This is a genomic window from Wolbachia endosymbiont strain TRS of Brugia malayi, from assembly GCF_000008385.1.
In the GTDB taxonomy this organism is placed as follows: Bacteria; Pseudomonadota; Alphaproteobacteria; order Rickettsiales; family Anaplasmataceae; genus Wolbachia.
Genome location: NC_006833.1, coordinates 1,037,515 through 1,060,763 on the forward strand (window position 1 = coordinate 1,037,515; position 23,249 = coordinate 1,060,763).

16 protein-coding genes and 1 pseudogene are annotated in these 23,249 nt (G+C 34.2%); 10 read left to right on the forward strand and 7 right to left on the reverse strand.

Annotated features, from left to right (window positions below; genetic code table 11):
* Positions 1-242 precede the first annotated feature (242 nt).
* The 6 genes from WBM_RS04810 (at position 243) to secD (ending at position 8,420) form a co-directional block, all read left to right on the forward strand.
* A complete protein-coding gene (locus tag WBM_RS04810; protein ID WP_011256983.1) occupies positions 243-2,810 on the forward strand; it encodes a valine--tRNA ligase in 2,568 nt (855 codons plus the stop codon).
* A 230-nt stretch (positions 2,811-3,040) separates the two neighbouring features.
* Complete coding sequence (locus tag WBM_RS05880; protein ID WP_160119455.1) at positions 3,041-3,190, forward strand: hypothetical protein; 150 nt, start codon at positions 3,041-3,043, stop codon at positions 3,188-3,190.
* A gap of 260 nt (positions 3,191-3,450) precedes the next feature.
* The gene (locus tag WBM_RS06785; RefSeq protein WP_255324088.1) at positions 3,451-3,576 is read left to right on the forward strand and encodes a hypothetical protein; all 126 of its coding nucleotides are present in this window, start codon (positions 3,451-3,453) and stop codon (positions 3,574-3,576) included.
* 1,097 nt (positions 3,577-4,673) lie between these two features.
* The gene (gene pyrF, locus WBM_RS04815) at positions 4,674-5,351 is read left to right on the forward strand and encodes an orotidine-5'-phosphate decarboxylase (protein WP_011256984.1); all 678 of its coding nucleotides are present in this window, start codon (positions 4,674-4,676) and stop codon (positions 5,349-5,351) included.
* A 336-nt stretch (positions 5,352-5,687) separates the two neighbouring features.
* Positions 5,688-5,819: a hypothetical protein gene (locus WBM_RS06790; protein ID WP_255324089.1), complete on the forward strand. Its 132-nt coding sequence runs from the start codon at positions 5,688-5,690 to the stop codon at positions 5,817-5,819.
* A gap of 1,086 nt (positions 5,820-6,905) precedes the next feature.
* A complete protein-coding gene (secD, locus tag WBM_RS04830) occupies positions 6,906-8,420 on the forward strand; it encodes a protein translocase subunit SecD (RefSeq protein ID WP_041571521.1) in 1,515 nt (504 codons plus the stop codon).
* A 187-nt stretch (positions 8,421-8,607) separates the two neighbouring features.
* On the opposite strand, the gene WBM_RS05885 is transcribed toward secD, so the two are convergent.
* Both WBM_RS05885 and WBM_RS05890 read right to left on the reverse strand, forming a co-directional pair.
* A complete protein-coding gene (locus tag WBM_RS05885; protein WP_158676312.1) occupies positions 8,608-8,784 on the reverse strand; it encodes a hypothetical protein in 177 nt (58 codons plus the stop codon).
* 67 nt (positions 8,785-8,851) lie between these two features.
* Positions 8,852-8,998 carry a hypothetical protein gene (locus WBM_RS05890; protein WP_158676313.1) on the reverse strand — a complete coding sequence of 49 codons (147 nt, stop codon included), beginning with the start codon at positions 8,996-8,998 and terminating at the stop codon, positions 8,852-8,854.
* Positions 8,999-9,126: 128 nt separating this feature from the next.
* On the opposite strand from WBM_RS05890, the gene WBM_RS04835 reads away from it, so the two are divergent.
* The 4 genes and pseudogenes from WBM_RS04835 to WBM_RS05895 all read left to right on the forward strand — a co-directional run bounded on the left by WBM_RS04835 (position 9,127) and on the right by WBM_RS05895 (position 13,012).
* Positions 9,127-10,311, forward strand: coding sequence for a dicarboxylate/amino acid:cation symporter (locus tag WBM_RS04835; RefSeq protein WP_011256986.1), 1,185 nt, complete (start codon positions 9,127-9,129; stop codon positions 10,309-10,311).
* Positions 10,312-10,313: 2 nt separating this feature from the next.
* Positions 10,314-10,919 (forward strand): orotate phosphoribosyltransferase, encoded by a 606-nt coding sequence (gene pyrE / locus WBM_RS04840; RefSeq protein WP_011256987.1) that lies wholly within the window; start codon positions 10,314-10,316, stop codon positions 10,917-10,919.
* Positions 10,920-11,676: 757 nt separating this feature from the next.
* Positions 11,677-12,843: pseudogene (locus WBM_RS04845) on the forward strand (IS66 family transposase).
* A gap of 4 nt (positions 12,844-12,847) precedes the next feature.
* A complete protein-coding gene (locus WBM_RS05895; protein WP_158676314.1) occupies positions 12,848-13,012 on the forward strand; it encodes a hypothetical protein in 165 nt (54 codons plus the stop codon).
* On the opposite strand, the gene rsmD is transcribed toward WBM_RS05895, so the two are convergent.
* The 5 genes from rsmD to WBM_RS04870 form a co-directional block, all read right to left on the reverse strand.
* On the reverse strand, positions 13,009-13,557 hold the full coding sequence (rsmD, locus tag WBM_RS04850; RefSeq protein ID WP_011256988.1) for a 16S rRNA (guanine(966)-N(2))-methyltransferase RsmD: 549 nt from the start codon (positions 13,555-13,557) through the stop codon (positions 13,009-13,011). The two genes, WBM_RS05895 and rsmD, sit on opposite strands and share 4 nt — an antisense overlap.
* 116 nt (positions 13,558-13,673) lie before the next feature.
* Complete coding sequence (locus WBM_RS04855; RefSeq protein WP_041571597.1) at positions 13,674-14,306, reverse strand: WD_0853 family protein; 633 nt, start codon at positions 14,304-14,306, stop codon at positions 13,674-13,676.
* 7 nt (positions 14,307-14,313) lie between these two features.
* Positions 14,314-17,607, reverse strand: a complete 3,294-nt coding sequence (locus WBM_RS04860) for a type IV secretion system protein (protein ID WP_050707683.1) — start codon at positions 17,605-17,607, stop codon at positions 14,314-14,316.
* Positions 17,608-17,702: 95 nt separating this feature from the next.
* A complete protein-coding gene (locus WBM_RS04865) occupies positions 17,703-20,825 on the reverse strand; it encodes a type IV secretion system protein (RefSeq protein ID WP_011256991.1) in 3,123 nt (1,040 codons plus the stop codon).
* Complete coding sequence (locus tag WBM_RS04870) at positions 20,822-23,239, reverse strand: type IV secretion system protein (protein ID WP_041571522.1); 2,418 nt, start codon at positions 23,237-23,239, stop codon at positions 20,822-20,824. Before WBM_RS04870 ends, WBM_RS04865 begins: the two co-directional genes overlap by 4 nt.
* Positions 23,240-23,249: the final 10 nt, after the last annotated feature.

Sequence of the window (23,249 nt, forward strand, 5' to 3'; positions counted from 1 at the left end):
GATTATTAAGTATTTAAAATATAAAAAAATGCCAATGTTTTTAAATAGATAATAACCAGGGTTTTTTTGCCTTTTTTACCACTTGATAAATTCCTTAAAATTTATAGCTAAGGCAATTTAAGAGTCCAATAAAGATGTCACCCAGATATATGCTTGACACTTGGGTCCAGGAAATTTAGTTATATATAGGGAAATCTTGCTTATGTTGCTACAGTTTGAAATTAAGAAATATTCAAGTGATCATGTTAAAAGAAAAATATAGCTTCAAAGAAGTCGAAAATAAGTATAATATATTATGGGAAGATAGTAGGGTCTATAAATGGGATGGTAAAAAAGAGAACACTTTTACTATAGATACACCTCCACCAACAATATCGGGCAAACTGCATATTGGTCACATATTCAGCTACTGTCACACAGACTTTATTGCAAGATTTCAACGCATGCTTGGAAAAGATATCTTTTATCCAATTGGGTTTGACGATAATGGCCTTCCTACCGAAAGGTTGGTAGAACAAACCTATAAAACCCGTGCAAGAGAAGTTGGGAGAGAAAAATTTATAGAGATGTGCCATGAAGTTATTGAAAAATCAAAGCAGGAATTCAAGGAACTATTGAGATCAGTTGGTATTAGTTATGACTGGAGTTTAGAATACCACACAATCAGCAAAGAAACTGTGACACTTTCTCAAATGTCGTTCATTGATCTATATAATAAGGGATATGCATATAGAAAGATGCAGCCTATTCTTTGGGATCCAGTTGATAAGACAGCAATTGCGCAAGCAGAAATAGAAGATAAAGTCTGTGAGTCATCTTTAAACACAATAACTTTTTCTACTGAAGAAAATGAGCAGATCGATATTGCAACTACGCGACCTGAGTTATTTCTGGCATGTGTTGCAGTTTTTTGCCATCCAGAGGACGCACGTTACGCTCATCTAATCGGAAAAACATCTGTAGTACCAATAATAGGAGTCAAAGTTCCAATAATAGCTGATGGTAGAGTTAAAATAGATAAAGGCACTGGGCTTGTTATGTGCTGTACATTCGGTGATGAGCTCGACATATATTGGCAACAAAAGCATAATTTGCCAATGAAAATTATCATCGATCAGGATGGGAAGATAAATCTAGATTCAATGTACGATAATAATAGATCTCAGTATCAAGGCATTGGGATGACAGGGGAAAGAAGTACTGGGGTGATAAAGGAAGGTGCCATTTCGCCACACTACGATGTTATTCCAGTGCGTAACACTAGAATCTACGATGAAATCAATGGACTAAAGGTTAAAGAAGCAAGAAAGAAAATAATTAAAATTCTAACTGAAAGAGGACTTTTGACAGGAAGCACTAACATTTCTCATTCTGTCAAGTGTGCAGAGAGGTCTGGTGTATCACTTGAAATATTACCTACTTATCAATGGTTTATTAAGACTTTAGATCAAAAAGCTCAGGTATTAGATAAAGTAAAAGAATGCAACTGGTATCCAAGTACCATGCGTAAGCGTATGGAAGTGTGGATAGAAGGGCTAAATTGGGACTGGTGTATCTCAAGGCAACGTTATTTTGGTGTACCGTTTCCAGTGTGGTATTCAAGACGTAAAGGCGAAGAAGGCAAAGTCATCCTAGCTGAAGTAGAGGATCTGCCTGTAGATCCATTGAAAGACTTGCCGAAAGGGTATAGTAAGGAAGAGGTGGTCCCAGATCAAGATGTAATGGATACTTGGGCGACAAGTGCGATCACTCCTCAACTGAGTGCGTTGGCAGTAAACAGTGAGTTTAGCTTGCCAGATCACCGTTATAATACGATATTTCCTGCAGACCTACGCAGCCAAAGTCATGAGATAATAAGAACTTGGGCTTTTTATACGATTTTGAAAGCATACTACCATGCAAATTCTTTACCCTGGAAAAATATCATGGTCAGTGGCTGGTGCCTGGCTGATGATAAGAAAAAGATGAGTAAATCAAAAGGTAATATAATAACTCCAAAATCGATACTTGATACATATGGTGCAGATGTAGTGCGTTATTGGACAGCAAACTCAAGGCTTGGAGTTGATACAGTCTACTCTGAAAACATACTCAAAATTGGCAAGCGCCTCGTTACAAAACTTTGGAATGCCAGCAAGTTTGTTTCTATATTCATGGAAAGATATCAAGCTGTAAGCATAAATTCTGTCAGTGAGACAATGGATCAGTGGATATTGTCTAAACTATATAAAGTTATAGAAAAAGCAACGAATAACTTATTACAATTCGAATACTGTGAAGCTTTGGGTGCAGTAGAAGGATTTTTTTGGAAAGACTTTTGTGACAATTACTTGGAATTAGCAAAAAAACGTGCATATGGAGATAAAGTAAGCAGCAAGGCAAACTTAAGTGCGAAACAAAGTTTGACATATGTATTAAATACTATTTTGCGGTTACTTGCACCTTTTCTGCCATATATTACTGAACAAATATATCACCAACTATATAGCGATAATTCTGTGCACAATCGAGGTAATTGGCCGAATAAGGAGGAGCTTATCTATGATAAGCATTCTGAAGAAATGGGGGATAAATTCATGCAGATATTAAACCTCGTGAGAAAAATAAAAGCGGACAATAATGTATCAGTTAAGCATTTGATAAAAAAGTTAATGATAAAAGCAAATGTAAAAGAGGATAAGTTGAATCAGTCTGCGCAGAATGATTTACAGACAGTCTGTAATGCTGAAATGATAGAATGGAGTGAAAACGCACAAGCAGGACTTATAACTGAAAATGGGAAGTTTATTGTAAGTATAGATTTATACTAATTATTATATAAATCTAACTTGATCCCCTTTAGCATTCATACTACTTTAGCAGTCGTTTTACTATGAAAGGACGATAGTGGGAGATTCATATAAAAAAACAATGTACCATATCTTATAGCTGGTGCTTTTGCTACTTTATCATTGATTGCATCCAGGATACTTGCTGTGGCCTTTTTCGTTGGATTCTTGTCTTTCAGTTACAGCCTTTTAACATATCTCTGCATATTGCCTTGATTTTACTTATATTTTCTGTTTTGGTGCTCGCACTTTCACGCAAAATGATTAGTAGTAATAAGAAATTAGAGGTTGAGAAAAATAAATTTGCTGAAAAAGAGCAAGAGTTAGAAAATAAAATAACTCTAGAAAAAAGAGCTAGATAAGCTACAGATAAAAAAGTGGAGTAATTAAATAATTAATTAAATAAATTAACTCGAAAGAAGTAAGATTTAAAAAGCAAAATTGAAGGGTTAAGTAGGGAAGTGAGTCAATTGATGGAACAAGAAGCTAATGCACAGCAAGAATCAGATGATACTCTAAAAAAATTAAGTGATAAGGATAGTGAAATCCAGGATCAAAAAGTCAAATAGATATTATTAATAGCGAGAAAAAGGAGTTATGCTGTAAAAATACAGAGTTGAGTATGCAAGTAGGTCAGTTAGAATGCGAAAAGAATAATTTTTTTCATTATACCGAAGAGCTATGTGATGAAAATAAGAAACTAAAAGAGGAAAAAGGTAATTTACAAGGCCAGTTACGTAAGATGTAACTATACAATTTAAGACATGAGTATGATAATTCACCCTGTAAATTACAAGAGAAGGTTTCTTCTCTGAATGATCAAGTAACTATGTTAGAAGAAGAAAAGAGACAATTAGAAATAGGTTAAAAACGAGAACATAAGAAGTAGAGTGGCTAGAGATACGGTTAAAATCAAAAGAAGAACTACATGATGCATTAGAAAAGCAAATAGCTGGCAGTAATGGTAAGAATAGGAAATTGGAGAAATTTTTAGTCAAGAAAAAAATAAAAATAAGGAATTAGAAAAAAAGTTAGAGGATCTAGAGACAAGCTACGATAATTTAAGAGATAAAAACCGCAATTTATTAAAAGAGAACGAAAAGTTGAATAAGAAATTACCGTTTTTAAAAGTAGAAAATGCAGATCTTCTTAACATATCAGAAATAGTGTAAAGTAGTCACAATAAAGGTCTGAACAAATTTGAAGAGCAAAGGAGAGAATGTACAAGGATAAGCAGTATTTACTGCACTCAGTGTAATAGTAACAGTGATAAAACGAGAAGCCACTAACTCGGTAGAATCACACACATACATGAATACTATGTGCAAGAAATAGTTAATTAGTTTACGTAGCCTATATGTAAAAAATGAAATATAGATGGTCTACAAAAACATGACCGTTATACTGCAGAGCACTTAAAACAGTCATAAAATCTTTTAAAGACTGATAGCCTCTTCCACAAAAATGAAAGATGAGTTAATTAATTTTACTTTAGGGATACAAAAAGCAGTGAACATTTATCAGAACTTGAAGTAATAGGTGAAGGTAAGTGTGCTAATGAACAACTCCAGAAACTAGACATATCCACTCCAAAAAAATTGCTATACAAAAAGCCAAATGAGGCTGCATGTACAGAAGAAGATCTTGGATATACCAGTAGATATTCTACTCCGATTAAACACACTGATGTTACTACGCATTGCACATTAGACTGGATACACGGAACTTAAATGAGCCTACTTAGTGCCTTATAGATCAAGAATTGCCGCGATCTTTTTGTAATAAAAGAAATTGCAAAATGCAATAGTTATTTTTATAGTCTACAAAAAGACGTAGAGGTATACAATGAATCCAATAATATGCGCACTAGACACGCAAGACTTAAATGAGGCCATATCCTTGGCTAATACTTTGCGTGACAAGGTTGGCATGATAAAGCTGGGGTTAGAATTTTTCGCCGCTCATGGTCCTTCTGGAGTGAGAGAAGTTGCAAAGTGCAATGTACCAACTTTTTTGGATCTGAAATTGCACGACATTCCAAACACTGTAGCTAAAACAGTTGAAGCGATAAAAGTTCTGAATATTGAAATATTAACATTACATATCAGCGGTGGAACAAAAATGCTTGAAGAGGCTCTAAGTATAGTGAAAGACACAAAAACGAAACTAATTGGAGTAACAGTATTAACCAGTATGAGCAATGAGGATTTGAGCGAACTTGGAATAGCAAGAGAGGTAAAATCACAGGTAATTCTGTTTGCAAAGCTTGCAAAGAAGGTTGGACTACACGGAATAGTCTGCTCGGCATTAGAAGCTCAAGAAGTGTATCAAGAATGTGGTAAAGACTTTAAAATTATTACTTCAGGAATTCGTGTAGGTTTTGGTCATGATGACCAAAAAAGGACAGCGACACCAAAAGAAGCAATAAATTCAGGAGCTGATTATATTGTAATTGGTAGACCTATTACAAAAAGTAATAGTCCTGCAAACAGTGCAGAATTAATATTGAAATCACTTAGTTAACGAAGGCTACGAAAAAAATTAAAAAAGTGCTTGACATGAAAAAGTAAACATTACATAGTAAAGTTATCTTTCATATTTTTCCTCACTTAACTTAGTTAAGTGTAATTATTTAATAACTTGCGGCACTATTTAAGTAGTGCCGTATTGTTTTCTTGTTTATATCTTTAACAGGTAAATAAGTGGTGTTGTCCTAACGGATAGTACTGGAACCTAAAGACTTGTTTAGTCTACGGAGACTAGATTTCGATACTTGGATAACACTAAAGATATAACCTGTATACCCCTAATGCAGTAGGAGCAAGCTAAAACCATATTTTCACCTCAAAGGAGGCTATTTTGTCACTTACTAATATTACTGATCGTGTTAGTGAATTAGCTTCATCATGGGAGCAATTTAAATTAACAAATGATCACAGACTAAAAGAAATCAAAAGCAAAGGATGCACTGACTCTGCAACAGTTGAGTAGTTATGCAAAATAAATAGTGATATCGATAATTGCAAAGAACGCTTTAATTTAATCAAAACTGCAGCATAGCGTCCAGAAGTAGGTGCAGACTTTAGTACAGGCAACAAACATTTTTCTGATTATGTCCTCAAGGGAATAGAAAGCTGTTTATCACACAAAACTCTCAGTGGTGATGATGATAATATTAGAAGATATCTAGTTATTCCGCATATTGTAAAAAGTACAAACAAGCATGTAATTGATTCGTCTCCAATGCGACAAATACGTTCCAGCCAAAGAATCTCTACTGAAATATTGGATTATATTATAGAAGATCACGACCATGCTGGTGCAGGTTGGAGTGGTAAAACAGTAGAGAGTGAGAATAGGAAAGAAAAACCCAAGATAATTTTACAGAAAATGCAGCTATACCTAAAACCCAAAAGATTTCCATCACAACTTACAAGTTATATGCCTAACCACAGATATCATACCGCGATTCATTTGCAGTATCTTATCCACTAACAAGCAGTAGAATGACGATTATTGGTATCACTTTAGCTATAAAATTTAAGAAAATATCTAAGAAATTTATTAAATAATCAAGAGAAAGGCAAAAGGAACACTTGATCATTATCTGTTTTCAGTATCGGCGTTTTTTCAGTCTTAAAAGTTGCAATTTAGCTGCTTTTTAAAGCAAATAACCTTAGCTTTAATGTTTAAGGAACTTACCAGGCAAAAAAAACTGGAGTAGCTAGTTACTAACTCTTTATTTTAAAAATTTGACGTTGGGTGACATCTTAAACGTTTTATAAGCGCACTTCAGCTTATATAGGTAAGAACCTAGATTTTAAAGGTATAAGGTGCAAATAGTGCGAAAAATTAAAACAGCAGCATACCAAATATAAGGTTTTCTTGCCATTTTAATCTGCACAGATCGAGAAGCTATAAATAGCTCCACTACTATGATGAAAAAGCTAGCAAAGTGTGTTAAGTAATTTTTTGCATTTTTGTAAGCTATTTGAGTGATACCGTAGGTTACTAAACGATAGAGAATTTTACAAAAATTCATTTCTAACTTACACTACAACTTTAAACCTACAACTTATGTGCAACAGGCTTATAATCAAATCCTTGTCAGTGTTATGCATCTTCTTGCTTGCCTTATACGTAATACTGCCAAACTTCTTTAATAATAAGTTTTTTATCTCAAAAAAGAGAATAAGCTTAGGGCTTGACTTAAAAGGTGGATCATCTTTACTTCTTAATGTAGATTTGGATTTCTATTTCAAAGAAAAGTTGGGTATGTTAGCCGATGAGATAAAAGAAAGCCTGCTGATAAAAAACATTGAATCCAGCGTACAAAGCGGTAAACAAGTAGTTGTGATTTTAAATAATATTGATGACTATAAAAAAGTTTCAGCATTAGTTTACAAAATAAACCCAAATTTAGAGCTGAATAGAAAAAGTACCTCGATTCTCATTTCATACAAGCCTTATTATAAGAATTCTCTAATCAATGAAGTAATTTCAGAGTCGATAAGTAATGTCCAAAGACGTTTAGATAAGCTTGGTACTAAGGAAGTAAGTGTGCAAAAACAAGGACAGAATAAGATATTAGTTCAAGTACCTGGAGTAGAAGACACGGAACAAATAAAATCTCTGCTTGGCAAAACTGCCAAGCTAGCTTTCCATTTAGTAAACACTAACGTAGCCAAAATGCAGGATGTAGACCATAAAACGATTGTCATACTCAAGGATTCTCTAGGCAATTCTTACCCAATATTCCGCAAGACTGAAATAGGCGGTGATTCTCTGGTTAACGCATCAGTTAGATCTGGTTCACTTGGTAAACCAACAGTACATTTTAAATTTGACAGCATAGCGAGTAAAAGATTCGCGAAAATCACTAAAGAAAACGTGGGAAAACCCTTTGCAATTGTTTTAGATAACACAGTTTTAACTGTGCCAACAATACGTGAACCAATTCTAAACGGAGAGGGAGAAATTAGTGGCAATTTCACTGAAAAACAAGCAAGTGAGCTTGCAATACTTTTAAAATCTGGCGCATTGCCAGCACCACTTAAAATAATAGAAGAAAAAAACATTGGTCCAAGTCTTGGAGAAGAGTCAATAAAAGCAGGAGAAATAGCAGTGATAATCTCTATCGTAGCCGTTGCTTTATTTATCATTATGATTTACGGCAAGTTAGGTTTATTGGCCTCTGTTGCACTGCTTTTTAATGTAATCTCTATACTATTAATTCTCACCTTACTTGAAGCAACTCTTACTCTACCTGGAATTGCCGGCATTGCGCTAACTGTTGGTATGTCGGTAGACGCAAATGTTTTGATATTTGAACGCATTCGTGAAGAAATAAGATCCGGAAAAAGAATAGTTCGCGCCATTGAAGAAGGATTTAAGAATGCAATAAAGACAATCCTTGATTCAAATATCACTACGTTAATTGCTGCTGGGATAATGTTCGTTATTGGCAGCGGAACAATCAGAGGCTTTTCTATTACCTTATCAATAGGAATCTTATGTTCGATGTTTTCTGCAATTACAGTCACAAAACTTCTAGTAGAATTATGTGTTGATCCAAAGAAATTGGTGCTTTAAGTCACTAAGTCCTTGTCTTTACCTTCAACGCTTTAAGGATCAGTTGATCCAAGAGTACTATTAGGTTGTAGTCCATCTTTATCAGATTCCCCTATAGGGTAAGTGTTCTTTTCCTGCGAGGTAAAATATTCCTTTATTTTTTTAACCGCAGGCATGATGATATATTCTGTTACAAGGAAACTTGCAATCAATGAACAACTTCTATTGATCCATCAAGTTCAGCAGCTAATTCTATATTTAATATTACACTAGGAGTAGCATTTACAGCTGCGCTAAGGCCAACTTCCATTACCATGCTAAAAATATACTCTACACTAAGAAAACTGCACCCTGATTGTTTTTTATCTGGCGGTTGATCAAACATTTAAAAAAAATCACATAGTAAACATATTAAATAGTACAAAAACGTTGTAGAAACAACAGCAGCAATATTACAATACAGCAAATGGTGATAAAGACATCAACCCTGGTATACAACCTAAAAACGCACCTATTACAATACCTAGACTACCTACTATAACTGCTGTATATGTTATATCCAATATTACGTCTATTTTATTCCTTGCCGTACTATTCACATCTTCAACACCTAATTAATAACAAAATGCTACTTAATTTTTTCTGATTTATCAAGTTATTCTACCCATCAATCTAATTCCAAAGCAGCGAAATTGTTGTATAATTTCACTTTCAAGTTTTGTTTCCAATGCATAAGTTCGCAATACTCTTTTCTATACTACTTGCAATAGTTGCTTACCATCTAAACAATGAAGTTGCATTTGAAGTAGCAAGGCTATTTAGTGGTATATTTATCAGTCTGTTAAAATTAATAAGCTTACCCTTGGTTTTTCTATCTATAGTATCCACAATTTCTGGGCTTAAAGATTCAATCGAAATTAAAACCTTAGTTAAGAAAACACTATTTTATACGCTGCTTACAACTATTATAGCTGCATTTGTTGCTTTATCATTTTATCTGCTAATAGATCCAGTAAGAAAAAACTTCATAAGTAACACGATAGAAAGTGCGAGCAATAGCAATTATAATTACTTTTCATATTTGAAATTACTCATTCCTTCAAATTTTATGCAAGTTTTTCTCAAAAATAACACTATTGGTAGCATATTGATCGCTTTTTTGATGGGTAGAGCCATTATTTCACTTCCAAAAGGAAAACAAGATATATTACACCAGGTATTCTCTGCACTGTTTGACACGCTACTTAAAATTGCTCAATGGTTATTAAAGTTTATCCCACTTGCTGTATGGTCTTTTATCACATGTTTTTTGCATGAATTAAAAGGTGGCAGCGAATTTTATAGTCTTTTGTGGTATTTTGCTTGCATAATGTCTGCAAATTCCGTGCAAGCGTTTCTGATTTTACCGCTACTTATGTGGTGTAAGGGCATATCACCAATTCAAACACTAAGGGGAGTCATGCCAGCATTGACGCTTGCGTTTTTCTCTAAATCATCCAGTGCAACACTGCCTACAACCATAGACTGCGTGCAAAATAAGCTAAAAGTGCCAAAAAAATTGTCGTCTTTTATTTTACCAATATGCACAACAATCAATATGAATGCATGTGCCACGTTTATTTTGATTACAGTAATGTTTGTTGCAGAGATGAATGGGTGCACATTTTCCTTGAGCGAAATATTCATATGGATTTTTTTAGCTACAGGCGCTGCAATTGGCAACGCTGGAGTACCGATGGGATGCTATTTTATGGCAACTAGTTATCTCGTATCGATGAACGTTCCTCTGTACATTATGGGACTAATTTTGCCTATTTACACGATCATCGATATGTTTGAAACTGCTATAAATGTCTGGTCTGATGTTTGTGTAACCCAGATAATTAATAAAGAATATAAGGGTGAAATCTAAAAATGATGTTAGACAAAGAGAACCCAATAATAAAAGAATTTGAGGAAGCCGGAGCAATTTTGCATGGGCATTTTGTGCTGTCATCAGGGCTGCACAGTGATACATACACACAATGCGCTAAGATTTTTGAGAATCCAAGTAGAGCAATGAAAGTCTGTGAGCTACTGGCAAATAAAATAAAAAAAGAGCTAAACAGCTCCATAGATTTAATACTCTCTCCTGCAATTGGTGGGATAATTGTTGGCTATGAAATTGGCAGGCAACTTAGAATGAAAACAATGTTTTGCGAGCGCGTTAATGGCAAGTTTGAACTGCGCCGTGGATTTGAGATTAAACGAGGTGAGAAAATATTACTAGTTGAAGATGTAATAACTACAGGCAAATCTTCACTTGAAGCTGTGAAATGTGCAGAAGATATGGGAGGTAAAGTCGTTGCTGAAGCTTCCCTAATAAAGAGAAATAGTGAAACAAAATTACCTTTTTCTATCATATCTTTACTTGAGCTCAGCATTAAAAATTACAGTGAAGCAGAGCTTCCTGAAGAATTGAAAAAACTGCCTATAATCAAACCAGGGAGCAGAGAATATTTAAGTAATTGTTCAAAGTAATCTTATTTTCAATATCATCTAAGTAACTCATAGAAATGCAAAAATTTGCTTGACAGGTTTAATAGTCTTCTTATCATAGTATTAAAGCTATTTATTTATCTTCATAATCTGTGCAGGTCAATGACAAAAAATTTAGGGTATTAGGTGTATTATATTTAATTTTTTGTACTATATGTACCTTATGTCTTTGTAAATCTGGGTTTTTATCTATATAAGCATGAAATATGCTTATATAGCGTTTAAGATAGTAGAAAATGTCAAATTGATAAGGGAATACTTGAATACTAGCTATCTTAGGGTTTTTTGCCTTTTTTCCTGCTTAGATAAGTTTCTTAACATTAGGTTAGATAAAAATAGCCGAATCACAGCGTTTAGAATAGAAAACGCCAATATTTGAGGTACATATGGATAACTAGCCAACCACAGGGGTTTCTTTTACCTTCTTTTCTATTTGTTAAATTTCTTAGTATTTGTAGCTGAAGCAATTTAGGAACAAACGAAAATAGTGTCACGCACTAGTATGACAAGAAGAGGGTACTGGAATGACAGGAGAAGGAAGCACTGAGGTAACAAATAAAGAGATATTAGAATTACACTCTTCCCCTTTAGACGGTTAAATCACGACATTTATGTAGTCATGTGTCAGCTATTTTCATGACAGGAAGAAAGTGCTGAATTACGTATCCATTCAGCGGAGTAGCAAAATAAGATAGACAAGGTAGTATAAAAGATAACGATAGAGCAAAAGTGAGGTAATATGGTAAATCTTTTAGAACTTTACAGAAGTCTGGAGCAGAAAATAGCAAAGTTAGAAACAAAAATAGAAAGATTGGAAAGAGAGAATGAAAGTCTAAAGGCAGAGAACAAGACTTTGAAGATAGAAAATGCTGAGTTAAAGGAAAAGCTCGGTTTAAATTCAAAAAATTCATTATGTGATAAACCATACATCCACCAAGTTGATCTTCCGAAGATCGAGTCTTATGTAATGGAATATCAACTTACCGGAAGGTGTTATACCAGACACATTTAGGCCAAGGGTTAAGTTGATAATTGCAGCATTCAGCAAGTTTTATAAAAATTCGAAATATGGAATAGCGAATATTATAATGACATTTTCAATGTGAACATAAGTGTTGGTAGCATATCAAACAGTGAACATAGAATAGCTTCAAAATGTGAAGAAATGTATTAGCAGATTAAACAAGAAGTAAGTACAAGCAAAGTTCTTTATATTGACGAAACCAGCCATTACAATAAAGGTAAGCTTAGTTAGTGCTGGATGTTTACAAGTAATACGGCAAGTTTTGTAAAGTTGACAGAGTTAAGAGGAATGAAAGTTTAAAAAAATAGTAAATTCTGCAATTGTCATAGCTTAGTAATAACTAACAGGTATGCAGCATACGGTTATTTTACTGATAAAAAGAGACAGATTTGTTGGACTCATTTATCAAGAGATTTTGAAAGATTAGCCTATAGTTGTAACAGAGAAGTCAAAGTTCTCGCCTGTTATTTAAGAAACGTTGCTGCTGAGTTATTTGCACTAAAAGAGCCTTACTAAAGAATGAGATAGATATTTTAAGATTTGTCAGGCGTACCAGAAAATTGTGAAAGTGCACAAGGTATTACTTGAAGGAGATATCCCAGTTACCTAAAACAATTGGAGCCTCTCGAGTTGCAAAAAATATTTTGAAGTTGAAAGGACGATGTGGAAATTTTTGGATGAACCAGGAAACATTCTGCTAACGAACAACCATACTGAACGGCAAACACTGCATTATATCGTTTATACAAAAATCCATATTTTACATAATCGGGACAAAGAAATGCATTTTTTGAATGGGTAATTTCATTATACTTAACATGGAAACAAAAGGAGCTAAATCCTTTCCATAATCTCCTATCTATCGTCTCTCACACCGCTTAGCTGAATGGATATAGAAAATAAATTTATTAATAATATACGTAAATATTTAACAAACCGTGGACTCAATGAAAAACTTGAACTAGAAGACTACCTTGATAAAGGTGATATTACCAAAAGTTTGATCGGAATAGAACTGAGGTCCACCAATGAAGAGTATATACAAGTTTAAGTTGATAGAGAAAGAAAAATTATTCTTGCTATACCGTAAGTACGTTCCAAGATTACACTAAAGTTTTTACTGCACTGAAAATCTTCGTTTTTTCTAACCTCTAAAATTATCAATGCATCGTCACTTAACCATCCTGAATTAGCCAATCCGTCTAAAGTTGAGTTAACTAGATTACTATAATAAGGCGGATCTATAAAAACTATGTCACATTTTGAAACAGGTTTTGGCAATGCGTTAGCACTGCAACAAATTAGTGTAATACTGTCTGTAATACCAAGATCTTTTGCTGTTTTTTCAGGTAATTGCAAATTGTAATAGTCTAAATCTACTATGAATGCATGTTTGGCACCGCGAGAAAGCGCTTCAAATGAAAAAGAACCACTTCCACAGAATAAATCAAGTATATTCAAGTTGTAAATAATTTTTTTCGAGGAGAGTATGTTAAATACTGCTTCTCGGACAATGCTCATAGTTGGTCGCGCAGCTAAATGCTTGCCTGTGGCTATTCTTCTTCCACGATACTTTCCTGCAATAATACGCAGCATACTAAATGAGCTCCAAAGTAACTAATTATTTAACAATACATAATTAATGTCAATACGACTTTAGCAGATTAATAAGAAGATACCACCAGAATTGCTTACATCAAACACAAGATCAATCAATCACTTTTTTTTGATTTATCAACTATATCGATTGCATGACCAATCTCATCCTGTAAGTCATCATGGTCATCCCTTTCATCATGGGTTAATCCTTCAATTCTGCTTTCTAACTCCAACTTAATCATAGTATTAATTTTGTCTATGTTATTGAGAAAGCTTTTACATTCTTCATCGCTATATTTCTCACCAGATGCCCTTTTTTCGATAAATAGACTTTTAAATTCTGCTAAATTAGAATTCTGATCATTATTGAGTACAACATTTCTCTCGATGAAGCTAAGATCTGACAGCAGTAAACTAACCTCTAATAGATCTTCGCTTTTAATGTCTACAAGATCATCAAGATTGTTTAAAACATCAAGCACCTTAAGCTCTTCCTGCACAATTTCTCGATCTTCCTGATCAAATTCAGACAACAATCCTCTATCATTTATGAGTTTCTCACTAAGGGCTTTATCTAGCTTTGAAAGATTAATGTCATTTTGTTTAGTGTTATCCAGCAATAAGTCCACTCTTGCTCTGCGCGCATTCAAAACGTCATTATAGTCATTTAACTTTATGTTACCATAATCGTCTTGTTGCAGTTTATAATAATCAAAGCCCTTGAAATTTTTTTTACTAGCTTTCATTGTTATCCTATTCACTATTTCTATCTTTTGTTAGCTTATTCGATACACCTCTTTTTATTAATTCATTCGATAGATTCCTGTCTTGTTTTAAACCTGGTGTATTAGGTTGACTGTTATCATCTTTATCTTTATACCTCTCCGGTTTCCTCTTGCGCCCTATGGTGTCATCATGAAGTTTTTCTAAGAACGCTTTCCTGTATTCTTTTATCCTATAAAGTAGATTATGGTTATAGCCATGCTTTCCTATAGAATCAAGACCATGTCTCCAAGTAAACTTCATGGCATCTTCTATTGTGTAGCCCAAATGTGATCCTACATATCTTTTGTAATAATCTAAATATCTACCAATCCTCCTGTGTGTGATATCTTCTTTATCAACTCCAAATGCTCTGTAAATTCTTTCTTCAAGCTTATCAACGTCATTTTCAGGTGATATTGTAAATTTTGTTGCCTCAACCGTAGTACCTACAAGCCTACGTGGTATATCAATAGCATGTTTCAATACACCTCCCACCTTTGGTATTCTGCCTAATAAATTAGCTGTACCTCCAGCCAATTGGTTAGGGAGCCCAGTAGCAAATTTACTGAGAGTATCTAACCTTCCACCAACTGCATCTTGCCACAAATGCTTAGGCATAGAAATAGCATGCATTAAGCTAATGTCTTGTCCACCTACTTTAAATGGCAAATTAATTTGGGGTAATATACCACCTCCTTCATACATTTTAGATATATTGTAAACGCTGTATCCACCACCAGTTATACTTGAGCCTATTTGTTGTACAAACTCGCGTAAGTAGAACATTAAAAATGAAAGTAAGAATAATATAAAGATCTCTCCTGCATTGATTAAATAACCTCTCTGTATGTCTTGTACCCTTTGGTAATCGCTATTTTCTTGATAGCCTTTGCAATCTTTGCATCTCTGACAGCATTCACTGTTGGAATCATGGATTTTCAGTATTCTACAACCTTGATTTTCTACCACACTCTGCACTAAAGACCTTATTTCACTTTTTAAATTTGGTCGAATGATGCCCTTTCTGTGGTCGCCTATTATTTCCTCATAATTTTTGCATTTTTCTTCATATTGTTGAGATTGACAATAACGCCTTTTTATCTCACCACCTATCTTTTTATCTATACTGTCAATCAACAATAGAATATCAGCCTTTTCTACTGCATGTAGCAAACTATTTGTTAAACGTACTAGGTCTTTTGCACTGCAACTATCATCAACTATAATGTCATTTTCTGCTATATAATGGTCCGCTGGATTATCTTTAGTGCCAGGAATTATTGGATTGAAGAAAGGATAATCTATATAACGAAAACCTTTTATATATTCACCGCTTTCATTTTTAGGGTAATCCGGTGGGAGAGGGATATATCCAGCACCTCCAGTAAATTTTATTGTACCACCTTCTCTGCTTAATTTTTCTACACCCTCTATGCTTTTGTCTACATTCAGTGGGGAAGCCTCTCCAATAGAGTAGGGCACAAAAATTTGCCCAGGAGTCCAACCAAAGTATTGCTTATCAATGATACAAAAACCACCAAATACCCATTTTGGAGCACATAACCTCACTTCAAACCACTTATTGTAGCATACAGTGAAACCTAACTGTCTGTAAAAGGTATTCATTATGATTGCAGCCAGCAATGACAGCAGGGTAAATATTATAATTGATTGCAAACAGAAACTAATACAAAATTTTATCCAACCTTCAAATAAGCTTTTTAGCGGTGAAAATAAAATAGAGATTAGAAACAGTGGCATTATAGCTATAAGAAAAGCTATACCTACAAAGCCCGAAAGAAATATTATGTAAGCATACAAACACAACAGAAAATATAAGACGATCCCTATGAAAATTGCTGGCACCATAAGAATGCTTGACCACATTTGGTAATGCAAAAACGCCGCAAACTTTTTCCAAACGGAGTAAGCAAAAAACTTGTTAAACATATCTTCCATAGAGCTAAACAACTTAACACGAGCTTCATCTCCTTGAGCAATGCTTGAATCACTTCCGGTGTTCATGTTGGGAGCAAAATTAGTAATTATACTTATCAATTGTTCAAGGCCTTTAACGAATAAAATAAGAAAATGATCATAGAAAAACTTGAAGCTTCCAGGAGATATAAGCACTATTACTAGAGTGATTTTCATCATCCTGATGAGCATATCATGCTTAGTTTCTCGTATCATACCAAAAAGATAAAGAAGCGATGAGACTACTATGAATAGAACAAGCAAAGAAAGAACAAAATTGTGAAAGCTCGTGCTTTTTTCCGCTATGTTTTGAAATATAGCTTGTGCAGCTGCAGGATCTTTACTGTCAAAATGCTTTTCACAATTTTCGTTAATCAATAATGCACATTTTAAATAGTTATAAACGTAATCAAAAAATCCAAAGGTACTTGGCTTCTGCACTCCACTCAAAAATTCAAAGGAGTAGCCACCTACATTATCTAAGTAATATCTGTCTAATATTTTTACATATATTTTCCATCCCTTTTTTAATTTCACTGTATCACAATTTTGGTCCTTTAATTTAGTGCTATTTCTTTCTAGAGTAAACAGTCCACTTCCGTCTTCTGCTGTAGAGTTGTAACCTAAATGTACAGTGGGAAATGAAGGATTACGCATTGATTGCAGACTTTCATTAGGGTTGCCATCACCTGATTTAAATAGAAGATAAGCGCCATAACCTTTGGTAAACCAACATGGAGCCCCACGTGACACTGTACTCTTGCTATCATCTTTATTAATGCAGTTACAACTCACAGTGCAACTTGCGTTAAGATTACTTGAAACGTTCTGTGGTGTACTAGGTTTATAATCATTACAAACCAAGTGAAAGTTAGGCAAATTATCATCACCTTGTTCGCCTTCAAATCTGGTTGCATATTTTAGCTGCTCTAAACTTTGCAAACTGTAACTACCTTGAGATTCTCTTTTGTTATTATTACTCCAAGATGTCCATGCACCATTAACTCGCACTATTAAATCATCTCCATTGGTTTCTAGTCCAGTATCTTTCCATTTCACCACTTGGTTATGGTGAAAACCATAATTAATTTCGCCAGTATCAGGGTCAATAATCTCTCCATCATCTGGAAAAAACGCATTATGACCGATTGGAAAATGAGCACCAACCGTAATAGGTTCAGGACCAAAATAGTCAGCAGATATACATCTTGGAAAAGGCATATCATGCTTATCACAACCTGTTATCAGCACATAAGCTGTAAGAAGTAGTAACCTAAACCAAAATTTGCTTAAGCATAACTGCATATCTAAACTTTTTCCAAATATAGAAATAAATTTCTAAAACTTTATTTAAAACATCTTTTTAATTAGTTACTACATGATAATCATATCCTCTCCTTCTAATTCTTTTTCTCATCCTCCTTAGATTGGTGATCATCACTAGAAGTGCTTGTTGCTTCACCAGAATCTTCTTGATTACTGCGTTTTTTTTTGCTCGGTGCTTTTAGTTGTTCCTCAGTTTGTTTTTGCTTTTTCTTTGCATCTTTCCCATCATCAGGTTTTTCTTTGTTTGATACGTCTGATAATTTCTCAGCTTGGCTTTCCTTGGGCGTTGGAAGCTGAGCTTTAATTTCTGCTGGATCTTTATGTATAGCTCCTCTAATCCGTTTAATATTTCCTTGAGTATCACGATCAAGGCCAACAGTTGACAATATAGATTGTGATGCACTACTGGCAACATTACTCACACCATTTATAATTCCATAACCGGCGCCAAATATCGCTTGCGCTACAGCTTCTGATGCACCAACAAAAACTTCCATTGTGCCAGCAATAATTAGGTATATAAATGCCTGGATTAGATCTATAGGCAATGCTGCAAAGTGTCCACCAGTTCTTTCTCCGGTGTTGAGTGCAACATCAACGCTAGTACCAGGATTGTATCCAAGAGGCAGTATTGATTTCATAATACAAAGATCGTACGATAAGAAATTTACGCTAATTAAGCATTGGTAGCATGCAGAAAAATTCGTGAGGTTATACAAGGCTGAATACATCAATTGGTTTAAAATAGATAAAGATGAAAATAAGACTACTGGTTGCACTACAACATGAGCCAGAGTTTTTATCCAGTTGTCAAACAGAGATTTAGTCTGTTGAAATAAAATAAATATAATAAATAAAGGTGTTAATGACAGCAAAAACGCTACTAGAATAGTAGATATTACATATTTAAATGTAGCACTAATAATACATTGTAAGAATGTAAAACTAGCATGGAGTATTATCAGGAAAGTTACGAAACCAAAAGGACCAGCGAGCATTAATGATAGAAACTTTAACCAAGTCTCCCCTGTGAATAATACTCCCGCTGTTAAGTCTAAGAATGCAAATCTTTCACTTCCCTCTCCTATGTAGCCAGAGAAACTATCAACTAGATAAGTGCTACCATCCATAAAAAGTTTAGATAAAGTCATGCCAAAGAGTTCCCAACTTCTGTCACTAAGGGCAAAAGCTATAAATGCTATCTTCATCATCCTTATAATAAAGTCAAATTTACTTAGCTGTATTGTTCCAAGCATATAGCCAACAACAGTAAATATAACGTATAGAGTAAGCAAAGCTCTTACTCCTTGAAGGAGACTTTTTGTATATCCTTCATACGAAACTTTAACGCTGTCGCCAATTACTTCTTTTTTTATAAAATTAAATATTTTGTTTATATTTGATGAAATAAAATCGTTAATCTTTCTTTTTATAAATAAGGTTACAATATACTTATTGTTTTCATAATATCTGCCATTTTTGTCTGTAATATCATCTTTCTCTGCACTTCTTACATCAATACCAAAATATATCTTTTTAGATTCTCCGTCCCGAAAATGCTCTCCACTTATTACATCTAATATAATGTATTCATCTTTTCCCTTTCTTACTCCTACTATTTGGAAATCACTGGTTCCTATACCGCGCAAATCTTTAGGTGGCTCATCACCTAAGTACATATATAGTTTTTGGCCATTAATATACTCACATGACCTAGTTACTTCAACATGGTAACCACCCCTATTATAGTAGTAATGACCATAATCTGCAATAGCAAGCATTACACTACTATTAGGTTTTACACCTTCCATATCTATTGCATAATCATGGTTTAATCTTAAAGAAAAATGCCTAAAATTATCGTTTAACTCTGAGCACACCAAGTTCTCATGTGCTCCTTTTCTTTTCGGAAGACATTGGGTACCTTTAGCAGTATCCTTCATATCATAACGTTCGCTTCCAGGAATGCTTGCACCACCTGGATCGCTTATCTTTGCAACAAGAGCCTCAGCTCTGGAAATATCCTTATCCTCTTCGTCATCTTCATCTCCGCTATCTTTATTATTTTTATTAACTTGCTCAGTATCTTGCTTATTTTGTTCAGTACTTTTCAGTCTCTTTTGAATTTCTTCAAGATAAGAATACATATCACACTTATTCCCTTTATCATATTTATTATACCTTATAGAAGAAACACAGTTCCGTTCTTTGTTTTCATGTGAACTATAATTCCATATACCCCTCTCAGTATAGCACACGTTTTGATAGTAACAATTAAGCTCATAAGAGCTGTACTTCTTTATTTCGTCAGAATCGCATTTTCCTCTTTTGCATAATTGATCTAACTCTATTTTAGTAGAGCTCTGCTTTTGTATCTTGTTGAAGTCGCAGTCTTTTCCGTCACATAATTCATTTAACCCTATTTTAGTGCGACGTAAATCGAGCAACGAACCGTGCATCCATGGGCTTTCATCTTGAATATAGCCTCTATTAAAATGCACTTTATTATCATATGGAGTGTAGCCATTTCCAACCAGCACTTCTCTTCTTTCCATATTTTCTTTGCTGAGCTGTGGAAATTTTTCTGCAATTCTTTTACCATTGTTCTCACAATAAAACGTTCCTCCATTGAGCATGTCTTTTATTGTAGCTTTATCATCTCCTTTTTCAGTTCTATAACAATTATCATCAAAACTGATGCCTTTCCCTCCTGGATTGCCATGATCAATTGTTATCTCTCTAGGAACTAGTCTGAATCTTAGCCTATCACCAAAATTTACTTTGATTCCAGTATCAACATAACGTCTCTTGCTGTAGGATTGGCTGTTTCCGAATCCTACGTTTTTACACACTTCTTGTTCGTTAAGGCCAGAATTATTAATTAATTCATCACTGTAACTTGGTATCGAACCATCAGCACAAAATACAGCAGGGACAAGTACTTTCCTTGGATTTTTGTCTTCTTTAAGAGGACAAAAATTGATTGATCCATCGAGAGTAAATTTGATTTCCTCACCTTTACTGATTACTTGACCGGAATCAACCCAATGAATTTCAGTACCTTCATCAGCTTTATGAACTGGAACATCCACATTAACACTAGTATTTCTGCTCTGCAACCCAGGTTCAACGCAATCTATGTTGCAACCAGTAATTGTGAAATATAGTATCAATAATAGCAATCTTTTGTTTATCATGACGGACCGCTGCCTCCTCCTGTAGGTATTCTAGGTACTGGAGCCCTTTGCGGTATTTGGGCTTTTTGGCTTGGTGCACCTGATTGTTGAGGAGCACCCCCTTCTTCGCTTCTTTCTCTTCTTTGAACGCTTTCCTCGTCTAACCCTACTGTTCTCATAAAACTCTGTTGATATTGTTTTCCAGGTTCACTCATTACATAAACACTAAATAATGAGTCGGATATTTTCGAAGAAGCTTCAACTAAGGCTTTCATAGCGTGACCCAGGATAACAAAAGCCATCATAGCAGTGATGTTAGGTGTATACTTGGAAGCATACCCGTAGAAAATACAAGATTCAAAAATTTTTAGGTTGATACTAAGTATACATGTAGAACAGACTTCAAAATCAAACACTGAATATATGATGTAATCCATAACTTGAGTTATTAATGATATAGAAATTAAAAGCACTACTGGATGAATCGCAAATCTTGCCAAGTGTTTGACCCAGTTGCGAAACATCTGCCTAGTGTACGCAAATAGAAGGCAAATAATAAAGAAAGGTGCTAAAGATAGTAATAGCACAACTATTGCTATGGATGTAATAAAAGAAAATAGGGCATTAAAAATAGATGAGCTCACTGTTATTAAACCCCAAATCACCAAACAGAAAGATACAATGCCCAAAGGGCCAGAAAATATAAGAGATACTATTAACAACACTGAATGTGATGATAAAAATCTATTTAATGGTAAATCAAGAAACTCAAAAACATTTGATGTTGTACCCCTGAAGTTTGCTATTTCTATTAAATGTTTTGGAATGTTAATAAAAATAGAAAATGCATTATTATAGAAAAAATTCCAACTATCATCCCGCAACAACTGGGTAATAATTCCTATCTTTACGCATATAATTAAAAATTCATATATAGAAATATGAGATAACCCAAAGAAGTAATAAAGGGTATATAAGATTATATACAATACTAACAGCGATACTATTGTAGATCTAATGGTTTTTGTCTTGCCCAATGATATGAAACTCTGGTAAAGAGCCTTGCCAAGGCTAGTATCAGAATGAATTGCGTCAGGGTCTTTGTAGTTAGAGCCAAAAAACGTAGTCTTTACTTTCTCATCAAAAAAATTATATATTGCACTGAAGGTTTTTATAGGTGGCTCTTTGATTGTCAAGTTGATGCTAAATTGACCTTCATTTTTCTTATAATCGCAACCTTGATCTCTTATTCCGTAATATATGATGCCGCTTTTGCCTTTTAATTTTCCTTTTAAGTCTTCCATATACTGAGTATCATGAACTCCACTAACATCCACAGGTATATCCTCCTGATTTTCACCAGGATTATGCTCAGGAAGTTTGTCAGAAATGCGTATATATAAGTTATTTTTTAGGCTATGTTTTTTTGTTACTCTTATGTTGAAACCACCCTTGCCACTGCTATCACCTAACCTAAAAGTTAATTTTGGTACTGGATGATCATTATCTATTTTGTAATCACAATTAGTACATATGCCACCTGTTGGAACGGGTTCAAATTTTTCACCATCCATATTAATACTTAATAATGCAATATCAGTTTTTATCTGCTTTTCCTTTAGTATTTTACTAATAGCTTCAACATCAATAGATTTACCACTAGTACTATTAATGGACTGGAATATCTTACCTTCTATACTATTGTATTCAACATACACACAACCTTTGTTTTCGTTGCCAGAAGCAAATTTACATATACGTCCGCAGAGTAAATTTAAAATGCGCGCATCTATCCCACCTTTCTGATCATTTGAAAGACTACTGCAGTCTATGTTTTCTCCTTGCCTTATAGAGTTGATAATATTTTTAATTTCCTCCTCATCTTGATCTAACTTCGAAAAATTTGGATTCCAGTACTCTTTTCCGCTTAACCATTGTAGGTTGCCTACAATATATTTATTAGGACATATTGTATACTGATATTTTTCACCCTGCCATATTGCCTGACATTCATTTTGATTTAAAACATGTGCAAAATATTCTGTTTCTTGCTCTCTACACTTTTCATCGATTTTTATATACCTGATTGTATCATCTTTTTTGTCTTTACACACTTTACTTCCAATGACACTGAAGCTTATCGAATCACCTGCTTTAAGCGCAAATGGTAATGTACGTGGGACTATACCATTATCTATTTCAGGACTAATTGCAAAATCTTCATACTGGGGACAAAAATTAACCTTGCTAGGCACTATACTAATTTCCGTTACTTTTATTCTATCTGAAATGTAAACACCAGAGTCGACCCACTTCTGTTGCGTCGAAACTATATCTAATTTTTCGCGCAAGCTTGATAAGCTCTCTGGTTTGATACAGCGATCTTCACAACCAGATAACAAAAAGAGTACTAATATCAACAAAAACTTATGCATAGCTTACCAA

Coding starts and splice junctions, on each gene's coding strand:
- WBM_RS04835 (WP_011256986.1), top strand. CDS start 9,127: ATGCATAAGTTCGCAATACTCTTTTCTATACTACTTGCAATAGTTGCT.
- WBM_RS04860 (WP_050707683.1), bottom strand. CDS start 17,607: ATGCAGTTATGCTTAAGCAAATTTTGGTTTAGGTTACTACTTCTTACA.
- WBM_RS04855 (WP_041571597.1), bottom strand. CDS start 14,306: ATGAAAGCTAGTAAAAAAAATTTCAAGGGCTTTGATTATTATAAACTG.
- pyrE (WP_011256987.1), top strand. CDS start 10,314: ATGATGTTAGACAAAGAGAACCCAATAATAAAAGAATTTGAGGAAGCC.
- rsmD (WP_011256988.1), bottom strand. CDS start 13,557: ATGCTGCGTATTATTGCAGGAAAGTATCGTGGAAGAAGAATAGCCACA.
- WBM_RS04870 (WP_041571522.1), bottom strand. CDS start 23,239: ATGCATAAGTTTTTGTTGATATTAGTACTCTTTTTGTTATCTGGTTGT.
- WBM_RS05885 (WP_158676312.1), bottom strand. CDS start 8,784: ATGTTTGATCAACCGCCAGATAAAAAACAATCAGGGTGCAGTTTTCTT.
- WBM_RS04865 (WP_011256991.1), bottom strand. CDS start 20,825: ATGATAAACAAAAGATTGCTATTATTGATACTATATTTCACAATTACT.
- WBM_RS06785 (WP_255324088.1), top strand. CDS start 3,451: ATGCAAGTAGGTCAGTTAGAATGCGAAAAGAATAATTTTTTTCATTAT.
- secD (WP_041571521.1), top strand. CDS start 6,906: ATGTGCAACAGGCTTATAATCAAATCCTTGTCAGTGTTATGCATCTTC.
- WBM_RS04810 (WP_011256983.1), top strand. CDS start 243: ATGTTAAAAGAAAAATATAGCTTCAAAGAAGTCGAAAATAAGTATAAT.
- WBM_RS05895 (WP_158676314.1), top strand. CDS start 12,848: ATGGATATAGAAAATAAATTTATTAATAATATACGTAAATATTTAACA.
- pyrF (WP_011256984.1), top strand. CDS start 4,674: ATGAATCCAATAATATGCGCACTAGACACGCAAGACTTAAATGAGGCC.